At 71.1% G+C, this 26,430-nt stretch carries 23 protein-coding genes and 1 pseudogene; 17 read left to right on the forward strand and 7 right to left on the reverse strand.

Annotated elements, in window-relative coordinates; genetic code table 11:
• Positions 1–77: 77 nt before the first annotated feature.
• The 4 genes from uppS to ACF1GV_RS16780 all read right to left on the reverse strand — a co-directional run bounded on the left by uppS (position 78) and on the right by ACF1GV_RS16780 (position 4,745).
• Positions 78–791 carry a polyprenyl diphosphate synthase gene (gene uppS / locus ACF1GV_RS16765; protein WP_391680989.1) on the reverse strand — a complete coding sequence of 238 codons (714 nt, stop codon included), beginning with the start codon at positions 789–791 and terminating at the stop codon, positions 78–80.
• 711 nt (positions 792–1,502) lie between these two features.
• Complete coding sequence (locus ACF1GV_RS16770; protein WP_391680991.1) at positions 1,503–2,366, reverse strand: carbohydrate ABC transporter permease; 864 nt, start codon at positions 2,364–2,366, stop codon at positions 1,503–1,505.
• Positions 2,363–3,334 carry a carbohydrate ABC transporter permease gene (locus ACF1GV_RS16775; RefSeq protein WP_391680994.1) on the reverse strand — a complete coding sequence of 324 codons (972 nt, stop codon included), beginning with the start codon at positions 3,332–3,334 and terminating at the stop codon, positions 2,363–2,365. The genes ACF1GV_RS16770 and ACF1GV_RS16775 overlap by 4 nt, the downstream gene beginning before the upstream one ends.
• 88 nt (positions 3,335–3,422) lie before the next feature.
• On the reverse strand, positions 3,423–4,745 hold the full coding sequence (locus tag ACF1GV_RS16780) for an ABC transporter substrate-binding protein (RefSeq protein WP_391680996.1): 1,323 nt from the start codon (positions 4,743–4,745) through the stop codon (positions 3,423–3,425).
• A 267-nt stretch (positions 4,746–5,012) separates the two neighbouring features.
• On the opposite strand from ACF1GV_RS16780, the gene ACF1GV_RS16785 reads away from it, so the two are divergent.
• Together ACF1GV_RS16785 and ACF1GV_RS16790 are read left to right on the forward strand one after the other, a co-directional pair.
• Entirely contained in the window at positions 5,013–7,433 is a 2,421-nt protein-coding gene (locus tag ACF1GV_RS16785; protein ID WP_391680998.1) for a glycoside hydrolase family 2 protein, read from the forward strand.
• Positions 7,430–8,461 (forward strand): LacI family DNA-binding transcriptional regulator, encoded by a 1,032-nt coding sequence (locus ACF1GV_RS16790; protein ID WP_391681000.1) that lies wholly within the window; start codon positions 7,430–7,432, stop codon positions 8,459–8,461. The genes ACF1GV_RS16785 and ACF1GV_RS16790 overlap by 4 nt, the downstream gene beginning before the upstream one ends.
• A gap of 82 nt (positions 8,462–8,543) precedes the next feature.
• On the opposite strand, the gene manA is transcribed toward ACF1GV_RS16790, so the two are convergent.
• Positions 8,544–9,758 (reverse strand): mannose-6-phosphate isomerase, class I, encoded by a 1,215-nt coding sequence (manA, locus tag ACF1GV_RS16795; protein ID WP_391681003.1) that lies wholly within the window; start codon positions 9,756–9,758, stop codon positions 8,544–8,546.
• Between the two features lie 357 nt (positions 9,759–10,115).
• Between manA and ACF1GV_RS16800 the strand changes: the two genes are divergently transcribed.
• The 5 genes from ACF1GV_RS16800 to ACF1GV_RS16820 all read left to right on the forward strand — a co-directional run bounded on the left by ACF1GV_RS16800 (position 10,116) and on the right by ACF1GV_RS16820 (position 18,389).
• Positions 10,116–11,282, forward strand: a complete 1,167-nt coding sequence (locus tag ACF1GV_RS16800; protein ID WP_391681005.1) for a cellulase family glycosylhydrolase — start codon at positions 10,116–10,118, stop codon at positions 11,280–11,282.
• Positions 11,283–11,447: 165 nt separating this feature from the next.
• Positions 11,448–11,618, forward strand: coding sequence for a hydrophobic protein (locus ACF1GV_RS16805; RefSeq protein ID WP_361637512.1), 171 nt, complete (start codon positions 11,448–11,450; stop codon positions 11,616–11,618).
• Positions 11,619–12,006: 388 nt separating this feature from the next.
• Positions 12,007–14,298: an ATP-binding protein gene (locus tag ACF1GV_RS16810; protein ID WP_391681010.1), complete on the forward strand. Its 2,292-nt coding sequence runs from the start codon at positions 12,007–12,009 to the stop codon at positions 14,296–14,298.
• A 190-nt stretch (positions 14,299–14,488) separates the two neighbouring features.
• A complete protein-coding gene (locus ACF1GV_RS16815) occupies positions 14,489–15,526 on the forward strand; it encodes a helix-turn-helix domain-containing protein (RefSeq protein ID WP_391681013.1) in 1,038 nt (345 codons plus the stop codon).
• A gap of 37 nt (positions 15,527–15,563) precedes the next feature.
• A complete protein-coding gene (locus tag ACF1GV_RS16820; RefSeq protein WP_391681016.1) occupies positions 15,564–18,389 on the forward strand; it encodes an AAA family ATPase in 2,826 nt (941 codons plus the stop codon).
• A 155-nt stretch (positions 18,390–18,544) separates the two neighbouring features.
• Here ACF1GV_RS16820 and ACF1GV_RS16825 read toward each other — a convergent pair whose 3' ends face one another.
• On the reverse strand, positions 18,545–19,468 hold the full coding sequence (locus ACF1GV_RS16825) for a LysR family transcriptional regulator (RefSeq protein WP_391681018.1): 924 nt from the start codon (positions 19,466–19,468) through the stop codon (positions 18,545–18,547).
• Between the two features lie 248 nt (positions 19,469–19,716).
• On the opposite strand from ACF1GV_RS16825, the gene ACF1GV_RS16830 reads away from it, so the two are divergent.
• From ACF1GV_RS16830 to ACF1GV_RS16855, 6 genes are all read left to right on the forward strand, one after another.
• Positions 19,717–19,962, forward strand: a complete 246-nt coding sequence (locus ACF1GV_RS16830) for a hypothetical protein (RefSeq protein ID WP_391681020.1) — start codon at positions 19,717–19,719, stop codon at positions 19,960–19,962.
• 181 nt (positions 19,963–20,143) lie between these two features.
• On the forward strand, positions 20,144–20,950 hold the full coding sequence (locus tag ACF1GV_RS16835; RefSeq protein ID WP_391681023.1) for an alpha/beta fold hydrolase: 807 nt from the start codon (positions 20,144–20,146) through the stop codon (positions 20,948–20,950).
• Between the two features lie 110 nt (positions 20,951–21,060).
• Positions 21,061–21,483 (forward strand): MarR family transcriptional regulator, encoded by a 423-nt coding sequence (locus ACF1GV_RS16840; RefSeq protein ID WP_391681026.1) that lies wholly within the window; start codon positions 21,061–21,063, stop codon positions 21,481–21,483.
• A gap of 166 nt (positions 21,484–21,649) precedes the next feature.
• Positions 21,650–22,648 (forward strand): helix-turn-helix domain-containing protein, encoded by a 999-nt coding sequence (locus ACF1GV_RS16845; protein ID WP_391681028.1) that lies wholly within the window; start codon positions 21,650–21,652, stop codon positions 22,646–22,648.
• A 60-nt stretch (positions 22,649–22,708) separates the two neighbouring features.
• A complete protein-coding gene (locus tag ACF1GV_RS16850) occupies positions 22,709–23,647 on the forward strand; it encodes an alpha/beta hydrolase (RefSeq protein WP_391681031.1) in 939 nt (312 codons plus the stop codon).
• A gap of 10 nt (positions 23,648–23,657) precedes the next feature.
• Positions 23,658–24,377 (forward strand): helix-turn-helix transcriptional regulator, encoded by a 720-nt coding sequence (locus ACF1GV_RS16855; protein WP_391681034.1) that lies wholly within the window; start codon positions 23,658–23,660, stop codon positions 24,375–24,377.
• Between the two features lie 203 nt (positions 24,378–24,580).
• On the opposite strand, the gene ACF1GV_RS16860 is transcribed toward ACF1GV_RS16855, so the two are convergent.
• Positions 24,581–25,141 (reverse strand): DinB family protein, encoded by a 561-nt coding sequence (locus tag ACF1GV_RS16860; RefSeq protein WP_391681037.1) that lies wholly within the window; start codon positions 25,139–25,141, stop codon positions 24,581–24,583.
• A gap of 21 nt (positions 25,142–25,162) precedes the next feature.
• On the opposite strand from ACF1GV_RS16860, the gene ACF1GV_RS16865 reads away from it, so the two are divergent.
• From ACF1GV_RS16865 to ACF1GV_RS16880, 4 genes and pseudogenes are all read left to right on the forward strand, one after another.
• Positions 25,163–25,399, forward strand: coding sequence for a hypothetical protein (locus ACF1GV_RS16865; protein ID WP_391681040.1), 237 nt, complete (start codon positions 25,163–25,165; stop codon positions 25,397–25,399).
• 221 nt (positions 25,400–25,620) lie between these two features.
• The gene (locus ACF1GV_RS16870; protein WP_391681627.1) at positions 25,621–25,755 is read left to right on the forward strand and encodes a hypothetical protein; all 135 of its coding nucleotides are present in this window, start codon (positions 25,621–25,623) and stop codon (positions 25,753–25,755) included.
• Between the two features lie 59 nt (positions 25,756–25,814).
• Positions 25,815–26,153 (forward strand): acyl-CoA dehydrogenase family protein, encoded by a 339-nt coding sequence (locus tag ACF1GV_RS16875; RefSeq protein WP_391681629.1) that lies wholly within the window; start codon positions 25,815–25,817, stop codon positions 26,151–26,153.
• Positions 26,108–26,368: pseudogene (locus ACF1GV_RS16880) on the forward strand (thiamine pyrophosphate-dependent enzyme); the annotation flags it as partial. The gene ACF1GV_RS16875 and the pseudogene ACF1GV_RS16880, both read left to right, overlap by 46 nt.
• Between the last annotated feature and the right edge of the window lie 62 nt (positions 26,369–26,430).

Below are 26,430 nucleotides of genomic sequence, written 5' to 3' on the forward strand. Positions count from 1 at the left end.
CTCGGCGCCTGGCCGCGAGGAGTGCCCGTCGCGATCCGTGGCGCCGGCGCTGTCGGGGGAGCCGCTGTCTGGGCGGGTCACGGTCGGGGGTCTCCGTTCTGGTGCGGGAGCACGCCGCCGAAGCGGCGATCGCGTCGCTGATAGGTGTGCAGGCACTCGAGGAAGTGCGGTGCGCGGAAGTCGGGCCACAACACCGGTGGGAAGACCCATTCGGCGTAAGCGACCTGCCACAGCATGAAGTTGGAGATGCGCTGCTCCCCGGACGTCCTGATCACCAGGTCGACGTCCGGGGTGTCCGGGAAGGGCAGATGCGCGGCGAAGCGCTCCTCGTCGACGGTCTCGGCCTGCACACCACTGCGGATGAGGGAGCGTGCCGCCTCTACGATGTCCCTGCGCCCGCCGTGGTCGAAGGCGACGGTGAGTGTCATGCCCCGGTTGTCGCCGGTCAGCGTCATCAGGTCGGCGAAGTCCCGCGCCAGTGCCGGGGGCACCCGCGGGTCGGTCACGCCGAGGAAGCGGCAACGGATCCCCCGCGCATGCAGCAGCGGTGCGTGTTTGCGTACGACGCGGCGCACCAACTCCATGAGGAAGTCGACCTCGGTGCTCGGGCGACGCCAGTTCTCCGTGGAGAACGCGTACAGGCTCAGCCATCCGACTCCGGCCGACCGGGCCGCCTCGATCACGTCGATCACCGACGTCTCGGCGGCCCGGTGTCCCGACGTCCGCGGAAGCGAGCGCCGCGCGGCCCAGCGTCCGTTGCCGTCCATCACACAGGCGACGTGACGGGGCACCTTGGGCGATGGCCCGGCGTCCGGGCCAGGGGAGGGGACAGCCCCGACAGCATGCCGATGTGTCACATCCGCCCCCCAAGAGCTGACTGTGATCCCTCTTCGCGATCACTCCCAGCAGAGTGCCAGCACAAGTCCGGCCAGGCGGTGCCACCTGCGGCACTTCACCCCTGGTACGCCTGTGCGACATCGGGACGCACAACGGTCTCCGGCTCCCGGAGCGCTCCCCGGGCGGCCGGAGACCGCAGCGTGCGTCGACGTGCTGTTCTTGCCCTACGGCTCAACTCCCGTCGGCCCGTTCACGCGTGCGGAGCCGGCCCGGAAGCCGAGGTTCAGACCTCCCCAGGCCTGTGCGGGCGTCTTGAGGGACGAGCGGCAGGACGAGCAGTAGGCGTACGAAGTCGTGCCGGACGCGGCAGCGGCGCCCTGCGCGACGCGGCCGCTCCTGCACTTGGCCGCGGCGACGAACGTGCCGCCAGGACGCCAGCCTGCGCTTCATGGTCACCCCCTTGTGATCGTTGCCGGCGGTCATCCCGGCCGGGACAAGAACTTACGCAGCCGGACGGACCCCACCTCAACCGCCCGTTGGTCCTGCCGTAAACCCTCGCGGTAGCCAGAGCCGACCGCTGCCGTACGACGGGCGGTGGACCGCGGCGGCCGGCCACCGCCACTCGACCCACCCCCACAGCGTTCAGAACCGCCCCGGCACGGCCGCTACTTGCTCGCTCCCTGGGCGAACCCGTTGTAGATGTAACGCTGCAGGAAAAGGAACACCACCAGCGTCGGCACGATCACCAGGATCGCCCCGGCGGAGATGGTCTCCCAGTGCGCGCCGAAGGGCCCCTTGAAGCGGTACAGGGAGGTCGAGATGGTGCCCAGGTCCTCCGAGGGCATGTAGAGGAACGGAATGTAGAAGTCGTTGTAGGTGGTGATGCCCTTGATGATGACGACGGTGGCGATCGCCGGCTTCAGCATCGGGAAGATGATCTTGCGGTAGATGGTGAAGGCGTTGGCGCCGTCGAGCCTGGCCGCCTCGTCCACGGACACCGGGATGCCCCGGATGAACTGCAGGAAGATGTAGATCGACACGATGTCCGTGCCCATGTACAGCAGGATCGGCGCCCACCGGGTGTCGAAGAGACCGAAGCTGTTGACGACCTGGAAAGTCGCCACCTGGGTCGTCACACCCGGCACCAGGGTGGCGATCAGGAACAGCGCCATGACCAGCTTCTTGAACCGGAACTCGAAACGGTCGATGGCGTACGCGGTCATCGAGCCGATGATCACTGTGCCGGTGATCGAGAACAACAGGATGAAGGCCGTGTTCCCGAGAGCCGTCAGCATATGGCCGTCGGAGAAGGCGGTGGCGTAGTTGGAGAAGTTCAGCCAGTCGTGGGGCAGCGCCAGGGCGCCCTGCCCGTCCGCTACCTCTCCGGAGGACTTCAGGGAGGTCAGGAACACCACGGCGAGCGGTACCAGGACCACGAGAGACGCGGCGATCAGGACCAGATAGGTCAGCGTGGTGGCGACGCCGAGGCGCCGCCGCGGCCGCCGCCGAGCGGGGGCGGTGATGGTCATACGATGTCCACCCTCTCGTCGGGCACGAGGCGTCGCTGGATCCAGGTGACCAGCAGGATGATCGCCAGCAGCACCACCGCGCACGCGGAGGCCAGGCCGGTCTTGTTGAACTGGAAGGCGAACTTCACCGTCTGGATCACGAAGGTCGAGGTGCCGGTCGCACCGGTGGTCATGATGTACGGGATCTCGAAGACGGACAGCGAGCCGGAGATCGCCAGGATGACGCTCAGGCTGAGCACGGGCCGGATGCTCGGCGCGATGATGTGCCGGAACTGCTGCCACCGGCTCGCGCCGTCGAGCTGGGCGGCCTCGTACAGTTCGCCGGGGATCGACTGGATGGCACCGAGGAACAGGACGAAGTTCAAGCCCGTGTAGCGCCACACGGACACCCCCGCCAGCGAGGTGTTGGCCGACTCGGGACTGCTCAGCCAGGCGTGGTCGCCGTGCGCGCCGAACCAGGACAGCACCGAGTCGAGGGTGCCGCCGTCCTGGAAGAAGTAGAGGAAGACGAACCCGATCGCCACCCCGTTGATCAGGTAGGGGAAGAACAGGATGCCCTTGAACAGGTTCCTGAAGCGCAGGTCGAAGCTGAGGACGGTGGCGAAGTACAGGGCGATCGCGATCTGTACGACCGACGCCGCGAGGTAGTACAGGCTCACCGCGAAGACCCGGAACAGCTCGGGGCGGGTGAAGAGTTCCGTGTAGTTCTCGGCGCCCACGAAGGAGCGGTCGGGGCTGACGCCGTCCCAGTCGGTGAAGCTGTAGTAGATCATGTTGCCCACCGGCACATAGGTGAAGGTGACCAGGAGGGCGAGGGGGACCAGCAGGAACAGCCAGGGAGTGAGCCGGCGCAGGGGCTGGTGCCCGCGGCTCCGGGCGCCCGGGGCCTGATGCCGGGCATGCCGTGTGCCGCGGTCTTTTTCGGTGACCGGCGTGGGCGGTGAAGCGGTGGAAACGGTACGGGTCATTGCTGGCCAGGGCCTTTCGTCGTCCGCTGGGCGCTGGATGGCCGGGTCCCGTCGGGCGGTAGCGCGCGGGGACCCGGCGAACGGGTTTTCAGTTGCCGGCGGTCTGGCGGCCCTGGGTCCAGCGCTTGTTCAGATCGTCGAAGTAGTCCTGGAGTGAGCCCTTCTGGGCGCCGCGGGCGAGGTCGACGAGCTTCTGCCGGTAGTCCTGCTGACTGAGACCGATCTCCGAGGCCTGGTCGACGGCGTTCACCTCCGCGGTCTTCGCCTCGGAGCGTTCCACCATCTTGACATCGTTGTCAACGTATTCTTCGAGCGTCGCCGGAAGCGCATCGGCCCGCAGGGCGGAGATGGCGCCCTCCTTGGCGGAGTAGCCGGACTTCTCGGTGAACCAGTCGATCCACGCCCGGGCCGCGCCCTTGTTCCCGGAGTGGATGTTGACGGCCTGCTGGTAGTCGGAGACGAGCGTGGAGCAGAAGGTGCCGCCGACCTGGCCCGGGTAGGGCATGAAGCCGATGTCGTCCGGATTCCGGCCGGCCTTCCGGGCGGCGTCGCGCATCTGGTTGACGGCCCACGAGCCGAGCATCATGGAGCCGATCTGCCCCTTGGCGAGCAGGGTCTTCGAGCTCTCCCAGTTGGTGGTCGTCGGGTCCTTCTCGGAGAGCTTGTCGTGGACGATGTCGTACAGCAGGGAGTCGAGCGCGTACAGGTCGCTGCCCTTGACCCACGGCTTGTCCGTGGCCGCCAGCTTGTCCGACGCCTGGCTGTCGCAGCTGACGGCGCCGACGCTGTTGGTCCAGGGGCTGGTGAGCGGCCAGCCGTCCTTGAAGTTCGTGTAGTAGGGCGTCGCGCCGGTCTTGTCCTTGACGGCTCGCAGGTCGCCGAGAAACTCCTGTGCCGTCTTCGGCCAGGCGGTGATGCCGGCCTTCTTCCATACGGCCTTGTTGTAGACGAAGCCATTGGCGGTGCCGAACGTGGCGATGCCGTAGACCCTGCCGTTCACGTCGGTCTTGTCGGTGAAGCGGTAGGTCTGCTTCATGTCGCCCGTGGATCCGAGCGGCGCGAAGAACTTCGGGTAGTCTCCCTTGGAGACCGCCGCGGGGATCAGCAGGACGTCACCGTAGTTCTCGGTGTTCATCCGGATCTTGACCTCCCCCTCGTAGTCCGTGATGGCCTCGAACTTGACCTTCACCTTCGGGTAGGTCTTGTTGAACTCGGCGGCGTACTTCTTCATCGTGCCGTCCTGCACGAGATCCGTACGGTTGGTGAGCACCGTGATGGCGCCCGAGGCGCTGTCAGGGTTCAGTGGCGCGGCCGCCGTCTCGTTCGCGTTGGGCGTCCCTCCTCCGCCGCACCCGGCGACGGTCACCATCGCGATGGCCAGCAGAGCGGCACTCCGTGCTTTTGTCCCCATATGCCCCACTCCTCCATGGATCACGGCTCGGGCTTCCGGTGGTTCTGCGGCAGCATGTCAGTCGCTGATGAACCGGTAAAGCTGTGGACCCTGTCGCGATACATAATCGTTACCTTGCCAGTCGGGATGACGGGCGAACTGCCACCTCGGTCACCGCCCCCACTCGCTGATGGGTTGCGATAGGGGACTAGACCGGTTCAGTTACGGGCGTTAGGTTGGCTCGCGCTGCTACACGTTGACAGGCCCGCACGGTCGAAGGAGCCGCACATGAAGGAAGTCGTCCAGCTCTCCGAGGGATGGAGTCTGACGCACGAAGGCGAGCCACTGCCCGCCCACGTGCCCGGATGCGTCCACACCGATCTGCTGGCCGCCGGGCTGATTCCCGACCCCTTCCTCGGGCAGAACGAGCGGGAGGTGGACTGGGTCGGGCGCCGGGCGTGGACGTACGGCCGCGACCTCGGCGCCGCCGACACCGCCCAGGAAGGCCACGAGCGGACCGACCTGGTCTTCGACGGCCTCGACACCGCCGCCGTGATCACACTCGACGGGCGGGAGTTGGGACGCACCCGCAACATGCACCGCCGCTACCGGTTCGACGTCACCGGCCGACACGGCCGGCTGCACGTGGAGTTCACCTCCGCCTACGACGAGGCGGAGTTCGTCCGTCTGCTGACCGGCGACCGGCCCAACGTCTATCCGGAGCCCTTCCAGTACATCCGCAAGATGGCGTGCAGCTTCGGCTGGGACTGGGGGCCGACCCTGGTCACCGCCGGGATCTGGCGCCCCGTACGCCTGGAGAGGTGGTCGACGGCGCGCCTGGCACAGGTGCGGCCGCTCGTGACCGTCACCGACGACGCGGGCACGGTGGAGGTGCACGTCGACGTCGAACGCACCGAGCAGGGCGAGGACCGGCCTCTCGAAGTGCGTGCCTCGGTCGCGGGAGCACAGGTCCGGACCGTGGTGGAGGGCGACAGCGCGGTGCTGACCCTGCGCGTGCCCACGCCCGAACTGTGGTGGCCTCGCGGGTACGGTGCCCAGCCCCTGTACGACCTGGAGGTCAGCCTGGTCGACACCGGCACGGACCGGCCGCTCGACTCCTGGCAACGGCGTATCGGCTTCCGCAACGTCGAACTCGACCGCTCCGCGGACGAGCACGGCACCGGATTCACCCTGGTCGTCAACGGCGCACGGATCTTCGCCCGAGGCGTGAACTGGATTCCGGACGACGTCTTCCCCTCCCGGGTCACCCCCGAGCGCTACCGCACCAGGCTGCGTCAGACGGCCGAAGCCGGCGCCGACCTGGTGCGCATCTGGGGTGGCGGTATCTACGAGGACGACGCCTTCTACGACGCCTGCGACGAACTGGGCCTGCTGGTCTGGCAGGACTTCCTGTTCGCCTGCGCCGCCTACCCCGAGGAGCAGCCGCTGCGCGGAGAGGTCGAGGCCGAGGCACGCGACAACGTTGTCCGCCTCATGCCGCATCCCTCCCTCGTGCTGTGGAACGGCAACAACGAGAACCTCTGGGGCTTTCGCGACTGGGACTGGGAAGGCTCCCTCGCCGGTGACTCCTGGGGCGAGGGCTACTACCTCGGACTGCTGCCCCGGATCGTCGCCGAGCTGGATCCCACCCGCCCGTACACCGCGGGCAGCCCGTGGTCGGGCTCCTGGGACCATCACCCCAACGACCCCGCGCACGGTACGCACCACTCCTGGGAGGTGTGGAACCGCCGCGACTACGCCGAGTACCGCGACGCGGTGCCCCGTTTCGTGGCGGAGTTCGGCTGGCAGGCGCCGCCCGCCCTGGCCACCCTGCGCCGCGCGCTGCCCGGCGAGCACCTCGCCCCCGACTCGCCCGGCATGCTGCACCACCAGAAGGCCGACGACGGCAACGGAAAGCTGAACCGCGGCGTGGAACGCCACTTCGTCCTCCCCGAGGGCGACTTCGACCGCTGGCACTATCTCGCCCAGGTCGTGCAGGCACGGGCGGTGGCCGCCGGGATCGAGCACTGGCGCTCGCACTGGCCGGTCTGCGCGGGCACCGTCGTCTGGCAGATCAACGACTGCTGGCCGGTCAGCTCCTGGTCCGCGATCGACGGCGACGGCCGCCTCAAACCGCTGTACCACGAACTGCGCCGGGTCTACGCCGACCGCCTGCTGACCCTCCAGCCGTCGGCCGCCGGCCCGGTCCTGGCCGTGATCAACCAGTCCGCCGAACCCTGGCACACGACGCTGACGGTGCGCCGTATGCACACGGACGGCACGGTGATGGCGGAGCGCACGCTCGACGTCACCGTCGCGGCGCGTACGGTCCACCGGCAGAGCGTGGACGCGGATCTGGCGCCGGACGCGGCCTCCGCCAAGGAGTTCCTCGTCGCGGACGCCGGCTCGCTGCGCGCCGTGCACTTCCCCCTCCCGGACAAGGAGTTCGCCTACCCCGCCCCCGACTACGACGTGAGCGTGACCTCCGCTCCCGGCGCCGCTGGCGGTAATGTCGAGGTCGTGGTGACAGCACATACCCTCGTTCGCGATCTGCTCCTGCAGGCCGACCGGCTCGGACCGGACGCCGTCTGCGACACGGGGTTGCGCACGCTCCTGCCGGGCGAGCGGGCCCGCCTGCTCATCCGGGGTGCCGTCGAGACGGGCGCCAACGCCGTACGCGCCGCTCTGTTCTGCGTGGAACCGGCGTGAGCGCACCGACGGACCGCGTCACCATCAAGGACGTCGCCGCGGCGGCCGGCGTGTCCAAGGGGGCGGTGTCGCTCGCGTTCAACGGCAAGCCCGGAGTCTCCGAGGCGACCCGGGAGCGGATCTTCGCGGCCGCCCGAAGACTGGGCTGGGCCCCGAACTCCTCGGCCCGCAGCCTGTCCCGGCAGTCCGTCGACACCATCGGGCTCGCCATCTGCCGCCCAGCCCGGCTGCTCGGTCTCGAGCCCTTCTACATGGAGTTCATCTCCGGCATCGAGAGCGTGCTCGCCGAGCGCAACTGCTCACTGCTGCTGCGGCTGGTCGGCTCCCTGGAGGAGGAGATCGGCCTCCAGGAGCGCTGGTGGCGCGAACGCCAGGTCGGCGGCTCGATCCTGGTCGACTTCCACCAGAGCGACCCGCGGATCGCCGCCCTGCGCGATCTGGGGCTCCCGGCCGTAGCCGTGGGGCACCCCCGGCTCACCGGGGGACTGCCCTCCGTGTGGACCGACGACGGCCCCGCCGTCGCCGAGGCGGTGCGCTATCTGGCGGCGCTCGGACACCGGCGGATCGCCCGCGTGGGTGGGCCCGGTGGTCTGGGGCACAGCGCCATCCGCACCGACGCGTTCGAGCGGGCGATGCGGGAGCTCGGACTGGACGACGCGGTGCACATCGAGACGGGCTTCTCGGGCGAGGAGGGCGCGCGGGCGACACGCTCCCTGCTGCTGTCGTCCCAGCGCCCCTCGGCGATCGTCTACGACAACGACATCATGGCGGTCGCCGGCCTGGGCGTCGCCGCCGAGATGGGCGTCGCCGTACCGGACGACCTGTCCCTGCTGGCCTGGGACGACTCGCAGCTGTGCCGGCTCACCCATCCGACACTGTCGGCGATGAGCCACGACGTGCACACCTTCGGCGCGGAGGTCGCGCGGCTGCTGTTCGACGTGATCGCCGGGCAGGACGTCGCCTCCCGGCCGGCGGACACGCCCCAACTCGTACCGCGTGGCTCGACCGCACCGCCGCCCCGCACGTAGCGGACAGGGCACGCATGACCGGGGGCCGCGACGCGCGACGTCGCGGCCCCCGGTCGTGGACATCGTTGTCAGACCGTACGCGTCAGGGGTGCGCTTGCGTCGAGCGCAGGGACCCCGCGCTCGCCACGAACAGGGTCCCCGTGCCTTGCACCGTGACGCCCTCGTCGGAGTCGGGGACGAAGCACGAGGCGCCCGGACCGAGTGTGAGGGTGTCACCCGCCGGTCCGCTCAGCAGGGCCGAGCCGTCGAGGCACAGGGCGACACGAGGCCCTGATGCAGGAGTCAGTGGCGTCGGTGAGGCGGACAGGGCGATCCGGTGGAGGGCGAACTCCTCCGCCGGGCAGTCGTAGGAGTGCGTGGTGCCCGGACCGGGAAGAAGCCGCGGCCGGACGGCGGCCACGCGCACGGACGGGTCGGTGATCCGCAGCAGCTCCGGCACGTCGATCTCTTTGGAGGTCAGTCCCGCGCGCAGCACATTGTCGGACGCGGCCATGACCTCCACTCCCACCCCCCGTACATAGGCGTGCAGTCCGCCGGCCGGCATGAACAGCGCGGCGCCCGGCTCGACGACTTGGTGACGCAGCAGGAGGGAGGCCACGAGTCCGATGTCGCCGGGGTGGTGATGAGCCATGCGCGTGACCGCTTCGTAGGGGGCCGCGTACGGCCCGGCCTGCCGGGCGAGTCGGGCACACGCGCGGACGACCTCGTCGACGAGTCTGCCGCGAGTCCGCTCCGGCCACTCGAGCAGGGCGCGCAGTGCGGTGGTCATGGCCGCTGCACCGCTGTCGGCCTCCAGGAGCGAGGTGACGGGACGCAGCGCGGGCAGAGCGAGCCCGTCCAGGACGCGGGCGGCCTCCTCGCGCGTCCGGAAGCCGGCCAGTACCTCGAACGGGGTCAGCGCACAGAGCAGTTCCGGCTTCGGCCAGTCGTCCGAGTAGGGGCCGCTTCCCGTCCCGGCGAGCTGTGCGGCGAACGCGTCGCGTGCCCGGTTGCGGTCGGGGTGCACCTGGATGGACAGCGGCTGTTCGGCGGCCAGGATCTTGAGCAGAAAGGGCAGCCTGCCACCGAACCGGGCGGCGGTGTCCACCCCCAGTTCCCGCTCCGGACGGCCGGCCACCACGTCCTGGAGGGTGACCGTCTCTCCGCCGCGCGTGACACGCGCTGGACCCGCCGGATGCGCGCCCATCCACAGTTCCGCCTCGGGATTGGATGACGGAGTGCTCCGTCCCTGTATTCGGGCGAGCGCGGTGCGGGAGCCCCAGGCGTAGTTCTTGATGATCGGTTGCAGTAGATCCACGGAGGTATGTTATCCAGGTCGATCGGGCATTCGCGGGCGTGATCGCTCGCTCATGTTGAACCGGTATAGGACCCCCGGCTTACACCTCTCCGCAGAAGGTAGGGGGGCATGGGCTCCACCGCAATACTGTCGGCATGACCGGTTTAGTTCAGTGCGAGTTTAGCTCTTTGCATGCCCCGGAATCGCTTGTCAGCGCAACAAGAGATGTCCCGACTATTGACATGACCGAAACACTCGGTGGTGTTATGGAGGCGTTCCCGCGTTGTCGCCCCGCGACGCCCACGGCTCGCCGGAGGGCTCTCGCATGCCACTCGGCATCCCATCGTGACAACGTTGTCTCATGCGCGAAAGGAAGACATGGCAACGACCCTTAGAAGCAGGCTCCGCTCCGCCTTCGCCGTTGCGCTCACCGGCTCTCTCGGCCTGCTGATGTCCGCCCTCGGCGGCCTCGGCGCCCCGGCCGAGGCCGCCACGACCGCCACCGCCACCGGCATCCATGTCGCCAACGGCCGGGTGTACGAGGCCAACGGCAACGAGTTCGTGATGCGCGGGGTCAACCACGCGTACGCCTGGTACCCGACCCGGACCGGAGCCGTCGCCGACATCGCCGCGAAGGGCGCCAACACCGTCCGCCTGGTGCTGGCGAGCGGTGACCGGTGGACGAAGACCAGCAGCTCCGAAGTCTCCTCCCTGATCGCCCAGTGCAAGGCGAACAAGGTCATCTGCGTGCTGGAGGTCCATGACACCACCGGCTACGGCGAGGACTCCGCGGCGACCTCGCTCGACAGGGCGGCGGACTACTGGACCGGTGTGAAGAGCGCGCTGGCCGGCCAGGAGGACTACGTCGTCGTCAACATCGGCAACGAGCCCTACGGCAACACCGGTTACGGTGCCTGGACCGACGCCACGAAGAACGCCATCAGGAAGCTGCGCGACGCCGGCATCCGCAACGCCCTCATGGTGGACGCCCCCAACTGGGGCCAGGACTGGTCGGGAACGATGAAGGCCAACGCGGCGTCGGTCTTCTCCTCGGACCCCGATCGAAACACGATCTTCTCCATCCACATGTACGGCGTCTACGACACCGCCGCCGAGGTGCAGGAGTACCTGAACTACTTCGTCGGCAACCACCTGCCGATCGTGGTCGGCGAGTTCGGTGACCGGCACAGCGACGGCGACCCGGACGAGGACGCCATCATGGCGACCGCGCAGTCCCTCCGGGTCGGGTACCTCGGCTGGTCCTGGAGCGGCAACGGGGGCGGGGTCGAGTACCTCGACCTGGTGAGCAACTTCGACCCCAACTCGCTCACGGCCTGGGGACAGCGTCTCTTCCAGGGAGCCAACGGCATTGTGGCCACCGCCAAGAAGGCCACCGTGTACAGCGCCGGCGGTTCGGGTGGTGGCACGGCGCCGAACGGTTACCCGTACTGCGTCAACGGCAGCAGCTCCGACCCCGACGGCGATGGATGGGGCTGGGAGAACTACCGCTCCTGTGTCGTGCGGGGCGGCGCGGCGGACCACTGAGTCCCGGGCGCGGTGGGGAGTGGGGCCGCGTCCGGTCAGGTGGCCGCGTTCGTCGAAGGGCGTGCACGCCGCGCCCATATGCCCTCCACCTCGTGAAAGTAACGCGCCGACCGGGTGTTTGTCGGGGCGTGATGGGAGCACACGACGGCCAGGAGGTTGATAACAATGGTTCCCCTGCTTCTGGTTCTTCTGCTGGCTCTCGTTCTCTTCGGTGCGGGCTTCGCACTCAAGGCCCTGTGGTGGGTCGCGGTGATCGTGCTCGCGGTCTGGCTGCTCGGTTTCGTGGTCCGTCCGGCGGCCGGTGGCGGCCGTCGGGGTCGCTGGTACCGATGGTGACCGCCGGCGCGCACTGAGCGGTTCGAGGCGGCGTCCATGTGACGGCGTCTGTGGGGTGGGTCGGCCCGGAAGGGTCGGCCCACCCCCTTTTTTTGTGCGTCCTGGACGCTGCCGGGGGTGAGGGCGGCCTCACGGAACAAACGGGGCGTACGGCTTGGTTCGGGCGTACCGGGTGGGCCGGTGGGTACTGGACCGCGAGTCGGCCCCCGTGAACTCCGCAGTGGGAACCTGCGCCTCCTGGTTCGCGGGGGTCGATGCTGCGGCGCGGGAGCGTCCGACGGGCCCGCGCCCGCTCTTACGTGAACCGGCCGGCCGGCCTTTCTTGATCAAGAGCGCTTCCGACACCTCTTACAATGTTCAAGTACAGGGTGGGGTGGAAGGGGCGGGTATGTCCGCGCACGAGGCGGCTTTCGGGCCGCTGCTGCGGGAGTTGCGGCTGGCGAAGTCGTTGACGATCGAGGCGTTGGCGGACACGTCCGGCGTCAGTGTGCGCGGCATCGGCGATCTGGAACGCGGACGGCGGGCCGCCCCGCAACGGCGCACGGTCGCCGCGCTCGCGGACGGGCTCGGCCTCGACGACAGCGAGCGGGAGCGGCTGCTCGCCGCCGCCCGCATCGGCCGTACCCCCGGATACAGTCCCGTCGGTGTGCGCTCCTTCCCCCGCGGCATCGACGACTTCGTCGGCCGCGCGGACGAACTGGCGGAGCTTGAGAAACTCGCCGCGGAACCGCCCGCGGCCCATGACGCCGAGAGCGCAGGCGGCGCCGCGGACGCCCAGCCCGTCGTCGTCACCGTCCACGGCGCCCCCGGCACCGGCAAGACCACCCTCGCGCTGCGCGCCGCCCGACGGCTCGCCGACCGCTTCCCGGACGGACAGCTCATGGTGGACCTGCGGGGGACCGACGACACGCCGCCCGCCCCCTCGGAGCTGATGGTCCGGGTGCTCAAGGCCTTCGGCGTGCCCGACCGGGACCTGGCCAAGTCGGGGCCCCAGGCCCACCCGGCCCTCTACCGGCAGGTCCTCGCCGACCGCCGCTGCCTGCTCGTCCTCGACAACGCCCGCGACGAGGCGCAGGTACGGCCACTCCTGCCCGGCGCGGGCCGCACCCTGGTCCTGGTGACCAGCCGCCGCATGCTCACCGGACTCGACGGTGTGCACCGGCTGCCGCTCGGCCGGCTCGACCCCGCCGAGGCGGCCGCGTTCCTCACCGCCCTCGTCGGCGAGGACCGTGCGACGGCCGAACCGGAAGCCCTGCACGAGGTCGCCCGGCTGTGCGAACACCTGCCGCTCGCCCTCCGTGTCGCGGGCAACTGGCTGGCGACCCGCACCGGTTGGAGCCTGCGCCGGCTCACGGACCGGCTCGCGCGCGAGGAGCGGCGACTGGACGCGCTGTCCGCCGGGGACATCCGGGTGACGAACGCCTTCGACCTGTCCTACCGCCAGCTCACGCCCGACGCCGCCCGCCTCTTCCGGCGGCTGTCTCTGGTCCCCGGCCCCGATGTCGGCGCCGCCTGCGCGGCCCGGCTCACCGGTCAGGACCTGTACGACGCCGAGGACACGCTGGAGGAACTGGTCGAGGCCGGCCTGCTCGGCACCACCGCGGACCGGTACCGGCTGCACGACCTGCTGTGCCTGTACGGCCGCACCCGGCTCGCCGCCGAGGACGGCGGCGACGACATCGAACGGGCCCGCCGGTCGATGTACCGCTGGCTGCTGGACACCGCCGTCATGGCCGGCCGCTGGTACGAACCCGACCACGGTGCCCCGCCCTCCGGCTGGCAGGGCACCGTCGACCTCTCCAGCGCCGACCGGGCACGCGAGTGGCTCCAGGCCGAAGCCCCCAACTGGCTGGCCGCCCTGCACGCCGCCGCGGCGGAGGGCGAGCACGCATCCGTAGTCGACGTGGCCGAGTCCCTGCACTGGTTCTCGGATCAGTGGATCTTCTGGGGTCACTGGCCGGAGGTGTTCCGCGCCGCCGTACGCTCCGCCGAGGCGCTCGGGGACCCGCTGCTGGAAGCCACGCAGCTCAACTACTACGCCTGGGCCGTACTCCTGTGCGAGGGCCGGCCCCGGGACAGCCTGGAGTACTCCGCCCGCGCGCTCACCGCCGCCCGGCGCGCCGGCGACCGCGTCCAGCAGGCGTGGGCGCACCAGTACGCCGGCTGGGCTCACCACCTGCTCGGCGAGCACCGCGAGGCCTTCGGTCACACCACGCACGCCATCGATCTGTTCGAGGCCGCTGGGGACCTGCACGGCATGCTGCAGGCCCTGCTCGGACGCGCCCTGGACCTGGAGGGCACCCGGCGCGACGAGGAAGCGGCCGAGGTGTACCGGCAGGCCCTGGCGCGGCTCGACGAGGCCGCGGACGCCTTCCAACCGCACATCGCCGCCGTCACCCGGGGCAACGCGCTCGCGGGCCTGGGCCGCAGCCTCGGCCGACTCGGCCGCTGGGACGAAGCGGTGCACCATCTGCGGGCCTCGGTGGCGCTGTGCCGGGTGGACGGCAACATCGCGCTGGAGAGCCGCTATCTTCTCTCGCTCGGTGACGTCCTGCTCGACGCCGGCCGTGCCGCAGAAGCGCGTGAGGCGTTCACGCGCTGCATCGCCCTCGGCCCCGACGCCGATCCCCAACGGGTCGCCGAGGCCCGCTCCCGGCTCGCCCGCCCGGACATGCGGTGACCCCGGCCGTCGCCCGGCGCAGGCGACCCGGCCACCCTACGCGGGCCCGGGCGGCCCGAGTTGCCCCTGCGCGCACGGCCCTGTTCCGTCCGTGCACGCCGGCACCGCCTCTTTCTGCCTGGAGAGTGCCTGGTGCCCTCACCGGCCGAACTGGTTGATTGCTGCTGAGCGGAGAGAGGGGGAGAACCAGGTGCACCTCGTGCTGTCGACGGACACGGTTCCCGTCGGGGACCGGCTCGGCCGCTGGCGCGCAGCCCTCGCCGAGGCTCTGTTCCCCATGGCGGTGACACCGCGCGGAGGCGGCCCCTTCGCCGGCCGGATCACCGGCGGCCGCCTCGGACACCTGCGCGTCTGCTCCCTGCGGGCCGACGGCCAGCGCGTCAGCCGCCAAGGGCCGGGGGAAGCGCTCGTGGGAATCCTCGTCCTGACGGCCGGCACGGTGACCCTGCTCCAAGGGGGCCGGCACGCCGCCGCGGGCGCGGGCGACCTTCTGGTCTACGACACCGCACGGCCGTACGTCCTCGACTTCCCCGACCGGTTCGCCTGCCACATCGTCCACCTGCCCCGCCGTGGGCTGGACGTGTCCGACGACGACCTGCGCCGGATCACGGCGACCGCCATCAGCGGCACCGAGGGTGTCGGCGCGATCCTCAGCCCCTTTCTCGTACGGCTCCTCGACTCGGCGGACTCCTATGGTCCGGCCGTGGCGGCGCGGCTCGCGGCCGGTGTCGAGGACCTTTTGGGCACGCTGGTGGCCGAACGCAGCCCGCTCGGTGGCGCCGACAGCGGACGCGGCGAACTCGTGCGGCGCATCCGCGACCACATCGACCGCCACCTGGAGGACCAGGGTCTGACGCCGGAGACGGTCGCCGCCGCCCACCACATCTCCGTGCGCTACCTGCACCGGCTGTTCGAGGACGAAGGCATCACCGTGGCCCGGCTCGTCCAGCGCCGCCGGCTGGAGGAGTGCGCCCGGGAACTGGCCCGGGGCGGCGCCGCGCCCGCCGTGGCGGTGGTGGCGCACCGCTGGGGTTTCGTCAACGCCGCCCACTTCAGCCGGGCCTTCCGCCGGGTGTACGGCCACTCGCCGCGCGAGTGGCGACGGTTGAGCTCGGCGGGCCGGGCGCCGCGCCGGGAGTACGGCGACCCGGCCCGGGTTGCCGGACCGGCGGCCCGCACCGGGCGCACCGCCCCCGGTGCGGGCCGGGACACGGACCGTGCGGCCTGATGCGGCGCCGGCACGGGCCGCGGAAGGAGACGGGACGGTGACCGGCGTACACCCGGACGCCCTGTCGCCACCACCCGCGTCGGCCGCGGGGCGCGCCGCCGACGTGGGACCGCCGGGCGCGGCCCGCGCTGCCGCTCTTGCGGCCCGGCACCGCCCGGCGCTCGCCGGCCGTGCCCCGGAACAGGCCCTGTTGCGTCGGGTGCTCGACAACGCCCGCTCGGGCAGCGGTGGAACGGGCACCCTCCTGCAGGGCGCCCCCGGCATCGGCAAGACGGCCCTGATGGACTGGGCCCACGCCGAAGCGCGCGCACTGGACTTCACCGTGCTGCGCGCGGTCGGCTCCGAGGCCGAGGCCGGCGTGACGTTCGGCGCGCTGCACCAGCTGCTGTGGCCGCTCACGGGCCGTATGCGGGCGCTGCCGGAGCCGCAGCGGCGGGCGCTCGCCTTCGCCCTCGGGGAGGCCGCGCAGCCGGTACGCGGCGGCTTCCTGGTGGGCGCCGCCGTGCTCGCGCTGCTCGCGGGGGAGGCGCGCATGCGCCCCGTGCTGGTCCTCGTGGACGACCTGCAGTGGGTGGACTCCTCCAGCGCGGCCGTGTTCGCGTTCCTGCAGCGCAGAACCGCCGAGGTGCCCCTCGCCTTCGTCAGCGCCGGCCGCCCCGAGGGCGCGACGACGCAAGCCCGGCCCGGCACCGTCGTCGACCTGAGCGCGCTGGACGGCGACGACGCCCGCACCCTGCTGCGCACCCGGCACCCGCACCTGGCGGTCACCACCGCCGACCGCATCCTCCAGGAAGCGGCGGGCAACCCGCTGGCGCTCGTCGAACTGCCCGTGCACCTCCACCCGGACCAGGCGCGCGGCGTCATGCCGCTGCCGAGACGGTTCCCGCTAGGACACCGGCTGGAGCGGCTGTTCGCACCCAGACTGGAGCGGCTGTCCGACGAGGCCGCCCGCGTGCTGCTGTACGCGGCCCTCGGCGGCACGGCGGCGACGTGGGTGACGCCGGCCCTGCTGGACGGCCTCGCCGCGCGGCGCGCCGACGACGTACTCGACGAGATCGAGACGAGCGGACTGGCGCACCTGGAACCGGACGGCAGGCTCGCCTTCCGGCACCCGCTGGTGCGCGGCGCCGTCGTCGCCCGGGCCTCGGGACCCGAACGACGGGCCGCCCACCGCCGGCTCGCCGCCGCGCTGCCGTACGACGACCCGAGGGGGCTCGGGCACGAGGCCGACGCGACCGTTCTGCCCGACGAGGACCTCGCCGGGCGGCTCCAGGAGGCGGGCCGCCGGCTCGCGCTGCGCGGCGGCGACGCCGAGGGCGCACTCCTGCTGCACCGCGCGGCCGCCCTGAGCGCCGCCCCCGCGGCCCGCGCCCGCCGCCTGACCTGGGCCGCCGCCATGGCCGCCCGCGGCGGACGGCTGCCGTACGCGGCGAAACTCGTCGAGGAACTGCGCCGCGCGCCCGTCCCCGCCGACAGCGCACCGCTGTACGCCTACGCCGTCGTCTACGTCGACCAGAGTCACCACGTCGACTTCGAGTCCTCGTTCACCCTGCTCCCGCAGGCCCTCACCGCCCTAGCCCGGACGGACCCGGGCGCCGGACCGTTCGACGACCTCGCCGAACAGGTCTACTTCAAACTGCTGCTGGCAACCGTCTACACGTCGGACCCGCGCGGCTGGGCCGCCCTGCGGGCCCACCGGCACCAGGTCTCCGCGCTGGCCGACCTGTGCCGCCGCGCCTGGTCGGACCCCGCCCGCACAGCCCACGGCACCGGCGCCGAACTACGCGCCATGGCCGCCGCCATGAGCCAGGAACAGCAGGCCGGCGCGGCCTGGCTGCTGCTGTGGACGGCCGCCGCGGTCGACATGGCCGACGCCTCCTTGTGGCGCCGGTTCCTCGGCCAGCACGCCTACGCCACCCAGGGCAGCATCGCCAAGGCCGGCGGCTACCAGAACTATCTGCGCGGCGACTGGGACCAGGTCGAGGTGTGCCTGCGCGAGGCCGAGGCGGCCGACGCCCTCGGCTACCACTGCAACGCCCTCCTCTTCCGGCACCACTACGCCCATGTCCTGGCCGGACGCGGGGACGAGGAGGCCCTCCTCGCGCTGGACCGCGCCATCCGGCCGGCGGCCGACCGCGCCCGGATGACGTTCGTGACGGACCATCTCACCCACCTGCGCGCCCTGACCGGCCTCGCCCACGGCCGCGACGAAGAGGCGTACACCACCCTCGCCGGCCTGACCCCGCCCGGCGTGCTGCCGGCCGGTCTGCCCTGGTTCCACCTGCCGTTCTTCGACTTCGTGGACGCGGCCCTGCGCACCGGACGCACCGGTGAGGCGAGGGCGCACGTGACGGCGGGCAGCGCGGCACGCATGGGCGACATCTCCCCGCACCACGCGTTCCTGCTGGCCGCCGCCCGAGCACTCGCCGCCGCCGACGAGGACGCCGACGCGCTGTTCGAGGCGGCGTACGCCGTGCCCGGCGCCGACCAGTGGGTTTTCGAACTGGCCAGGCTGCGGCTGGCCCACGGCGTCCGGATGAGCGACCGCCACCGTCCGCAGGCACGGCGGACGCTGGAGCGGGCCCTGGAAACCTTCCGCACCCTGCGCGCCGCTGCCTGGGCCGAGCGTGCCGAGCGCGCACTGCACTCCCACGCCACCCGGGACGGCGGCGCGTGCTCGCTCACCGCGCAAGAGCTGCGCATCGCCCAGCTCGCGGCGGACGGGCTGACCAACAAGGAGATCGGCGCGAGACTGAGCCTGTCCCCGCGCACCGTCGGCGGACACCTGGCCAAGGTCTTCCCCAAGCTCGGCATCGCCTCGCGCGCCGCCCTGGCGCGGGCGCTGGAGAAGGGCGCCGCATAGCGGCTCACGTGGGCCAGGTGTGCCGGACCTCGTGCAGGGTGTAAGCAGATGGGTGCGTGCCGCACTCGCCGCGGCGCTGCCGCACACCTGCTCGAATCATCGGACGGGGGAGGGGGAGACCAACAGGTCGTGCCGGCGGCCTCGCCGTCCTGCCGTCACATGCCGAAGTCGGCAGTGACCGCGGCGAGATGGTCGCGCCCGGCAGCGTCCTGAGCGGCACGGTTGAAGTCGTGGATGCAGGGTGTTGTTCGGGAAGCGAGCCAGAGGGGAGCCCACTCGAGCCGTGGTGCATCGCTGAACGGAACGTAGGCGACGTCGGATCGCGCGTAGTAGCGCGTCGCCTGGGAGCCCACGACGAAAGCGCCCTGACCGGCGCCGATGAGGGCCAGGGCCTCTTGGAAGGTCTCGAAGGCGGGGCCTGGTTCGATGGGGTGGCCCGCGGGCGTGAGCAGGGGCGTGCGCTCGGCGCGCCAGTGCGCGGGGACCGTTTGGGCCTGCAGAAGCCTCACACCCGGGAGATCTTCGAGGGAGACGGTTTCCTTCCCGGCCAACGGATGCCGGGTGGAGACGGCGAGCATACGGTGCTCGGAGTACAGCACGGGGCCGACGACCATGCCGGCCTCTTCGTGCGGCAGGGACACGATGAGCAGGTCCACATCCCCGTCGCGCAGCCTCGGGTAGGCGTCGGATATCTGCAGTTCCCTGGGCTGCGCCCGGTGTCCGGGATGGCGCTCGGCGTACAGCTGAGCGGCGTGGACCATGAGCTGTCCCGAGGCGGCGCCCACGAACCCGACCCGCAACACGTGCCGGATGCCGTGCGCGGCATCGACCGCCTTCCGCAGACCGTACCGCAGCTGCTCGTAGGCGGGCAGGAGATCGTCGTGCAACTGCCGGCCCGCCGGGGTCAGACGGACGTAGCGGCTGGTGCGCTCGAACAGCGGCGTCCCGATGTGCCGTTCCAGCTTCTTGATGCTCTGGCTGATCCGGCCGGTTGTCAGATGCAGGCGCTCGGCGGTGCGGCCGAAGTGCAGTTCCTCGGCCAGCGTCAAGAACGCCTCCAGCTCGAGCCGCTCCAGCACCGGTCCCCCTCGGTTGAGCCTGGCTATACGGTCGCGTCACTATCTCATCTTGTTGACGCCGGCGCAGCGTTGCAGTCTTTGCCTGCACCGCTTGCCCATCAGCAACGTGAAGTCCTCTCGCACCCCCGACACGGCCATGTGCCCGCGTTCGAGGCCCGGAAAGGGCCACGAGTCGGTGGCCGGGCCTGCTCTCGCCAGAGTGACCCCGTTCAGACCCGCCCCCTGTACCTCGAAGGAGACAAACACCCGTGAATCCGCTCATCGCCGGCGCGCCCATGCCGCAGGAAGACGACGGGGCCGCCGTGCGCGGCGGATGCGGCAGACCGGGCACGTCAGGCCGCCGATGGGCGTCCTGGGTGGCCGCGAACCCGGACGCCGCCCCGGGTGTCGCCGTGTACGTCCTTGCCAAGGACGAGGGGCGCTGGCGCATCGTCGTGGCCCAGAACACGACGGTGATCGATCCCGAAACCCGTACCGCTCTCACCGCAAGCTGAGACTTCCCCGGCACCAAGGTGAGAGGCACCGTCGGTGACGAGACACCGGCCGGCACCCGACCCCTGCTCACCCGGCCCGAAGACCGCGTCAGGCGCTCCGGTCGCGAACCGAACCGACGGGCGCCTCAACTCAGTTCGCCACTCCGGCCACGCCCAGTGCAGGGCCGCGAAAGGGATCCGCATGTCCTCTCCATTCACGGTTGTCGCAGCCGACACCCGGCTGTACGGCGTCGACAGCCGCCTGTACGGCCTCGACTCTTCCGACGAGACACCTCCACTGCTCTTCCTCAACGGCGCCTTCGCGACGCGCCGGCAGTGGAGCCGCGTCCTCCAACGGCTCGTCGGCAGGTACCGCACCGTCACCTTCGACGCCCGGGCGCGCGGCAAGTCGGGCCGCTCGTCCGACTGCTCGATACGAGCCGACATCGACGACATAGACCGCGTCGTCGAAGCGACAGGGATCCGACGCCCCATCCTGGTCGGCCGGTCCTACGGCGCGACGCTCGCCGTCTGCTACGCCGCCGAGTACCCCGGCCAGGTCGGCGGGCTGGTCCTCGTCGATGGCGCCCATCCCGTGTCCCTGCTCGACCAGGCAGACCAGGAGAAGCTGCGCAGCCGTTTCAGCCGACGGGGACGGATCGAGCGCATCCTGGCGCCCCTCGGCCTCTCCGCACGGATGACTCCTGTGCAGCGCGCGGAGGTCGTCATCGAAATGGACATCGTCAACGGCGAATTGTCGGCGGACCTGGCCGCGCTGCGCTGCCCGACCGTCTTCGTGGCCGATGATCAAGGCACCCTGGCCGCATCCGAGCACCACACCGGTCCGAGGCGAGCGGCCGTCGCCAAGGCCGTTGCCGCCAACCCGCACCTCAGCCTCTTCCCCGCCAGCCTCCGCGACCACCGGAAGATCCTCAGCACGGACCCCGGTGTCGTGGTCGCCGCAATCGGGGAAGTCGTCCGGCGGTCCGAGTGGGTGAGTCACCGATGACATCGCAGTCACAGCACCCCCACGCCGAGACCGAGCGCCATGGGAGGCAGGATCCTCAACACGAGAAAACTGCATCGCAGGACGCCGGGGACCTCGGCGACGACCAACTGGTGAACCAGCCCGTCACCTACTGGACGGGCGCGGCACACACCGCCCTCGCCTCGTTCGTCGACGCCGAACACGCCTCGCTCGGCGTGACCCAGCGACACGGGATGACCCTGAACCGACTCGCCCGTATCGAGGGCGGATTGACCCGCACAGGCCTGACCGAGGCGCTGCGCGAGTACATGACACCTCAAGTCGGCACGGTCTCGACGTACGCCGAGATCCTTGACGACTTGCTCGACCGCGGCTGGATCACCTGCGACGACAGCGGGCGCTTCACGCTGACCGACACCGGTCGCCGAGCCCGGGCCCGGCTGGCGGCAGCCGCTCCCCGCATCCGCGGCCGGATCCACCGCGGCGTCTCCGACGGGGACTACGTCATCGCGCTCAGGGTGCTGTACCGCATGATCGCCAACGTGGACCACTGACGCGTACCCCCCGCGCGGCCGCGTGTGTGACATTTCCCTGTGCACACGTCGATCGACCCCTCACGAAGGTTAGGTCATATGACCTAACCCCTCCCCGATGCCCCCGACCAGGCTGAAGACGTCACGTACCCGTCCCGCCGGGACCGGACGACAGGAAGGGGGCGTCGTGCAGGACGAGGTCAGCACAGCGTCGATGCCGGGGCCGGACCGAGCACGGCAGTGGCAGCACGCGGTCCGGCGGCGACTGGCACCCGTGGAGGTCACACTGCCCTCGGGTGCCGCGGACTTCCACGGCACACTCGGCTCCGGCGACGCGGGCCGGCTGCGGCTGCTGTCCATGCGGGCCGCACCGCTGCGCCTGAGCCGACCCGCCCCTTCGGCGCCGGACGAGCCGGAGGACCGCCTGGTGCTGCTCGTGCAGAAGGAGGGCACGGGTGCCGTCCGGCAGGACGGCCGCGAGACGGTCGTACGCGCCGGTCAGCTGGCCCTGCTGGACCTGCGCCGGCCCTTCACGCTGGACCAGCACACGCCGTTCCACCTGTACGCGCTGCGCCTGCCCGAGCGCGCCCTCGGGCCGTCGGCGCTGCACGTCCCGCGCGTCACGGGCCGTGCCATCGCCGCAGCCGACGGCGTGGCGGCACTGCTGCGGACCCTCGCGACCGACGTCGCCTGCGGTGCCGCCGCCCTCGCCGGCCACGTCAGGGAACGCCTCGCAGGCCACCTCGCGGACCTCGTGGCAACGGTCGTCGACGAGCAGGCACGCGGGCACGGCGCGAGCGCACCCGACACCCCGCGCGCCCTGCTGATCACCGAGATCCGCACCCACATCGATGCCCGGTTGCGCGACCCGGCCCTGTCACCGGCACGCGTCGCCGACGCGCACGGCATCTCCCTGCGCTACCTGCACGTGCTGTTCGAGGACGAGGACACCACGGTGCACCGGCTCATCCAGCAGCGGCGGATCGAGGAATGCGCGCGCGAACTGCTGCGCCGCGCACGCGTCAGCCGCACCATCTCCGCGGTGGCCCGCGGCTGGGGCTTCCAGAACGCCGCGCACTTCAGCCGGGCGTTCAAGTCCGTCTACGGCTGCTCACCCAGCGAGTGGCGTGACGCGGGGCGAAACTACGCGACGACGGCCACCCCCGGTCCTGCCTCGGGAGTGTGACGCAGCTCTCCGGTAAACGGTGACATGACGTTGTCGCGGACGGCTGCGAACCTGGGCGGCATGCTGATCACAGACGAGGACTGCCGCCCCGAAACCCTCACCTTCAACGAGCAGTTCGAGGCACGTGCCGCGACCCGGCCGACCCGCGAAGGGACTTGGGACGCGGCTCTGTCGGCCGCCCTGCGGCGCAACCGGCTCGGTGGTGACACACCGCCGGTGAGACTGCCGTACGGCCGGGACCGGTACGTGGACGACGGCGTGAAGGTACGGGTGTTCGTACCGGACCACATCGAGGGCGTGTACCTGCACCTCCATGGCGGCGGCTGGGCGTTCGGTTCCGCGGACGGGCAGGACGAGAAGCTGTGGCTGCTCGCCAGGCGGGCTCGGCTGGCCGTGGTGAGCGTGGACTACCGGCTCGCGCCGGAACACCCCTTCCCCGCCGGCCCCGATGACTGCGCGGCGGCGGCCCGCTGGCTCGTACGGCACGCCGCGGCCGAGTTCGGCACCGAACGGCTGCTGATCGGCGGCGAGTCGGCCGGTGCCCACCTCGCCGTCCTGACGCTGCTGCGCCTGCGCGACCGGCACGGCATCACCGGCGCCTTCCGCGCGGCTCACCTGCTGTTCGGGCCCTACGACCTGTCCATGACGCCGAGTCAGCGATCCTTCGGCTCCAGGCGGCTGCTGAGCAACACCGACTCGCTGCGGCGGACCTATGAGCTGTTCACCCCGGGCATGACGGCGGAGCAACGCCGAGACCCCGAGATCTCCCCGCTGTTCGCCGACCTCACCGGTCTGCCGTCCGCACGCATCGTCGTCGGCACCGAGGATCCGCTGCTGGACGACTCGCTGTTCCTGGCGGCGCGGTGGCGGGCGGCCGGCGCGCCGGTGCGGCTGGGTGTCGTCGCCGGCGCGATGCACGGCTTCACCCTGTTCCCGCTGACCGTCACCGAACGTGAACAGCGCCGCGAGCAGGACTTCCTGGCCGCCGCGGGACGGTAGCGTCAGCCGCATGAACCGTACCGCCCGGCTCTACGCCCTGGTCGAGGAGTTGCGCGCGGCAGCACCGCGACCGGTGACGGTCTCCGCGCTCGCCGGCCGGTTCGAGGTGAGCGCGCGCACGGTGCAGCGTGATCTGCAGGCGCTCATGGAGTCCGGGGTCCCGGTACGCACCACGCCCGGGCGAGGCGGCGGCTGGTCGATCGACCCGCGGATGACCCTGCCGCCTATCCACCTCACCGCCGACGAGGCCGCGGCGCTGACCGCCGCGCTCGCCGCGGCCGACGCCCGGGCGCCGTACGCCGGTGCGGCCCGTACGGCGGCGCAGAAGATCGCGGCTGCGATGACCGGCCCGGCCTCGACGGCGGCACGGCACCTCGCCGAGCGGATCGTCACGCTGCCCTCGTCGGCCGACACCGCCGTCCGGACCGCGGTGGAACGGGCCCTGATCACGCGCACGGTGCTGCGGCTGTCCTACGCCGACGCGGCCGGGCGCCACAGCGAGCGTGTGGTGGAACCGGCCGGGCTGCTCACCGCCGACGGCCGGTGGTACCTCATCGCCTGGTGCCGCACGCGACAGGCCGGACGGGGTTTCCGGCTCGACCGCATCACATCGGCGGCTACGACGACCGAGCAGGCGGAGCCCCACGATCTGAGCGCACTGCTGCGCGGCTCGGCCGGGGCCGACGCCGTCCGGTCCATGACGCTGGCCGCCCTCGGCCGTCTGCCGTGACCGCCGACGGCGCGCTTTCGCGGTGGGATACGGGAGGAGGCCGGCCCGGTGCGGTGGAGAATCGCAGCGCTGCGGAACCGGCCGTGCTCAGTGCGTAGAAGTCCGTGCTGTCCGGGGGGACAGCCAACCGTACGCTGTCGTCGTCGACCATGGCGCACGGACGAGGGCTGCTTCTGCGCACCGCCGTCAGCCGCGCGCCGCGCTCACTGTCCCACGCGTCCGTCCACGCACTCGCGCAGCAGGTCGGCGTGGCCGCAATGACGGGCGTACTCCTCGATCCTGTGGACCAGTAGTTCCCGTACGGCGATCCGCTCCCTGCCCACGTGCTCGCCCAGGTTCGGGTACGCGGCCAGCACGGCGTCGGTCGCGGCCTGCTCACGCTCCAGGTCGGCGAACGCGGCGTCGACCACGGCCTGTTCGCCGACAGCCTCGTCGAAGTCGGCGTCGCGCCTGCCGTAGAGCTTGGGCAGCGGGTCACCGTCGGTGATCCAGTTGCGCCAGTCCCGTTCCACTTCGGCGAGGTGCCGGACCAGGCCGAGCAGGGACATCGTCGACGGCGGAACGGAACGGCGGGCCAGTTGCTCCGGGCTGAGCCCCTCGCACTTCATGCGCAGGGTCAGGCGGTAGTTCGTCAGGAAGTCCTGCAGCGTCGGCAGCTCTCCGTCCGGGGTGGGACCTTCACTGTTGCGGGGATCGTCGTCGGGATTCGCCCACATGTCGGGGTAGACGGTCGCCTGGGTCCATCGCGCGGGTCGCTCAGTCATGCGTGGCATGATCCTCGACAAGTGCCCCGGACTGCCACCGAGTTGTGGCCCGTCTCGGCCGGCCTGGAGGCTCATGGTGCGGTCGGGACCTTCCTGTGGCGGCTGCTCGTCCTTGTGGTGCTGCCCTGCGCCGCCGCGTCCACCGAGATCACCGTGCTCTCCTTCGGGTGCACCCTCCTCGCGATCGGCGCGGGCGCGCCGGCGGTCGGCTGGTTGCCGTCCCCGGCTGAACGCTCATTCAGTACGCACAGTCATTGACAGGGATGTTCCGCCCTCCGAATACTGACTGGTGATTCAGTAAAATTTCCCTTGAGACCTTGAGACCTTGAGACCTTGAGACCTTGAGACGTCCCCCTTCCTCGTGTTTGGAGAGGCCATGCCAGAGCTGGCCACCGAGCTGGTCCCACTGACCCGGGAACAGCGGGACATCAGCGATCTCGGCCACTACCGAGCCCGGCGCGGGCTCCGACGCCGCCTCCATCACCACCACGGCCACCCGCACCGCCGGCGGATACCGCCTGAACGGCCAGAAGGCCTGGATCTCAACGCGGAGGAGGCGGAGAGCTACGTCGCCTTCGCGAAGACCGACCCGGCGCAGCGCTCCCGCGGCGTGACCGCGCTCCTGCTGCGCAAGGGCACGGACGGGATGGAGTTCGGCGAACCGATGCGGAAGATGGGCCAGCGCGCCATCGTCTGCCGGGACTTCTTCCTGAACGACGTCTTCGTGCAGTTCGGCAGGCCGATCATCGAGCACCAGGCGGTCGCCTTCCGGCTCGCGGACATGCGCACCCGTATCGAGCAGGCCCGCCCGATGACCTGGCCCCGCCAAGAGGCTGGACACCGGTTCGGACGTCACCGCCGAGGCGGCCATGGCCAAGCTCACCGCGTCGGAGACCGCCGCCTACTGCACCTCGTCGTCTGCACCCGACCGGCTTCGGCACTCTCGGCTACGCGCTGCCCGCCGCCATCGGCGCCAAGACCGCCGACCCCGGCCGGGTGGTCGTCGCATTGAGCGGTGACGGCGGTCTGCAGTTCTCCGCACCGGAACGCGCCACCGCCGTACAGCTCGGACTGCCGCTGCCCGTCGTCGACAACGGGGGACGCGGCGAGATCCGCGACGAGATGCTTGCCCGCAGAGACCTCCCCGTCGCGGTCGACCTGCCGCCCGTCGGCCTGCGCGCCCTGGCCCGCGCCTACGGCGGCGACGGCGCAGGCGCCGACATGCCCGACGCGCTCGCAGACGCACTGCGCCAGGCCCTGACCACCCCCGGTCCCACCCTCATCACCGC

It is taken from the genome of Streptomyces sp. NPDC014006, assembly GCF_043088925.1.
Lineage (GTDB): Bacteria > Actinomycetota > Actinomycetes > Streptomycetales > Streptomycetaceae > Streptomyces.

What these genes read in the sequence shown, in the direction of transcription:
- ACF1GV_RS16770 (WP_391680991.1), bottom strand. Translation starts at nt 2,366, where the DNA reads ATGACCATCACCGCCCCCGCTCGGCGGCGGCCGCGGCGGCGCCTCGGC.
- ACF1GV_RS16775 (WP_391680994.1), bottom strand. Translation starts at nt 3,334, where the DNA reads ATGACCCGTACCGTTTCCACCGCTTCACCGCCCACGCCGGTCACCGAA.
- ACF1GV_RS16780 (WP_391680996.1), bottom strand. Translation starts at nt 4,745, where the DNA reads ATGGGGACAAAAGCACGGAGTGCCGCTCTGCTGGCCATCGCGATGGTG.
- ACF1GV_RS16785 (WP_391680998.1), top strand. Translation starts at nt 5,013, where the DNA reads ATGAAGGAAGTCGTCCAGCTCTCCGAGGGATGGAGTCTGACGCACGAA.
- ACF1GV_RS16800 (WP_391681005.1), top strand. Translation starts at nt 10,116, where the DNA reads ATGGCAACGACCCTTAGAAGCAGGCTCCGCTCCGCCTTCGCCGTTGCG.
- ACF1GV_RS16805 (WP_361637512.1), top strand. Translation starts at nt 11,448, where the DNA reads ATGGTTCCCCTGCTTCTGGTTCTTCTGCTGGCTCTCGTTCTCTTCGGT.
- ACF1GV_RS16810 (WP_391681010.1), top strand. Translation starts at nt 12,007, where the DNA reads ATGTCCGCGCACGAGGCGGCTTTCGGGCCGCTGCTGCGGGAGTTGCGG.
- ACF1GV_RS16835 (WP_391681023.1), top strand. Translation starts at nt 20,144, where the DNA reads ATGTCCTCTCCATTCACGGTTGTCGCAGCCGACACCCGGCTGTACGGC.
- ACF1GV_RS16850 (WP_391681031.1), top strand. Translation starts at nt 22,709, where the DNA reads ATGCTGATCACAGACGAGGACTGCCGCCCCGAAACCCTCACCTTCAAC.
- ACF1GV_RS16855 (WP_391681034.1), top strand. Translation starts at nt 23,658, where the DNA reads ATGAACCGTACCGCCCGGCTCTACGCCCTGGTCGAGGAGTTGCGCGCG.
- ACF1GV_RS16860 (WP_391681037.1), bottom strand. Translation starts at nt 25,141, where the DNA reads ATGACTGAGCGACCCGCGCGATGGACCCAGGCGACCGTCTACCCCGAC.
- ACF1GV_RS16875 (WP_391681629.1), top strand. Translation starts at nt 25,815, where the DNA reads ATGGGCCAGCGCGCCATCGTCTGCCGGGACTTCTTCCTGAACGACGTC.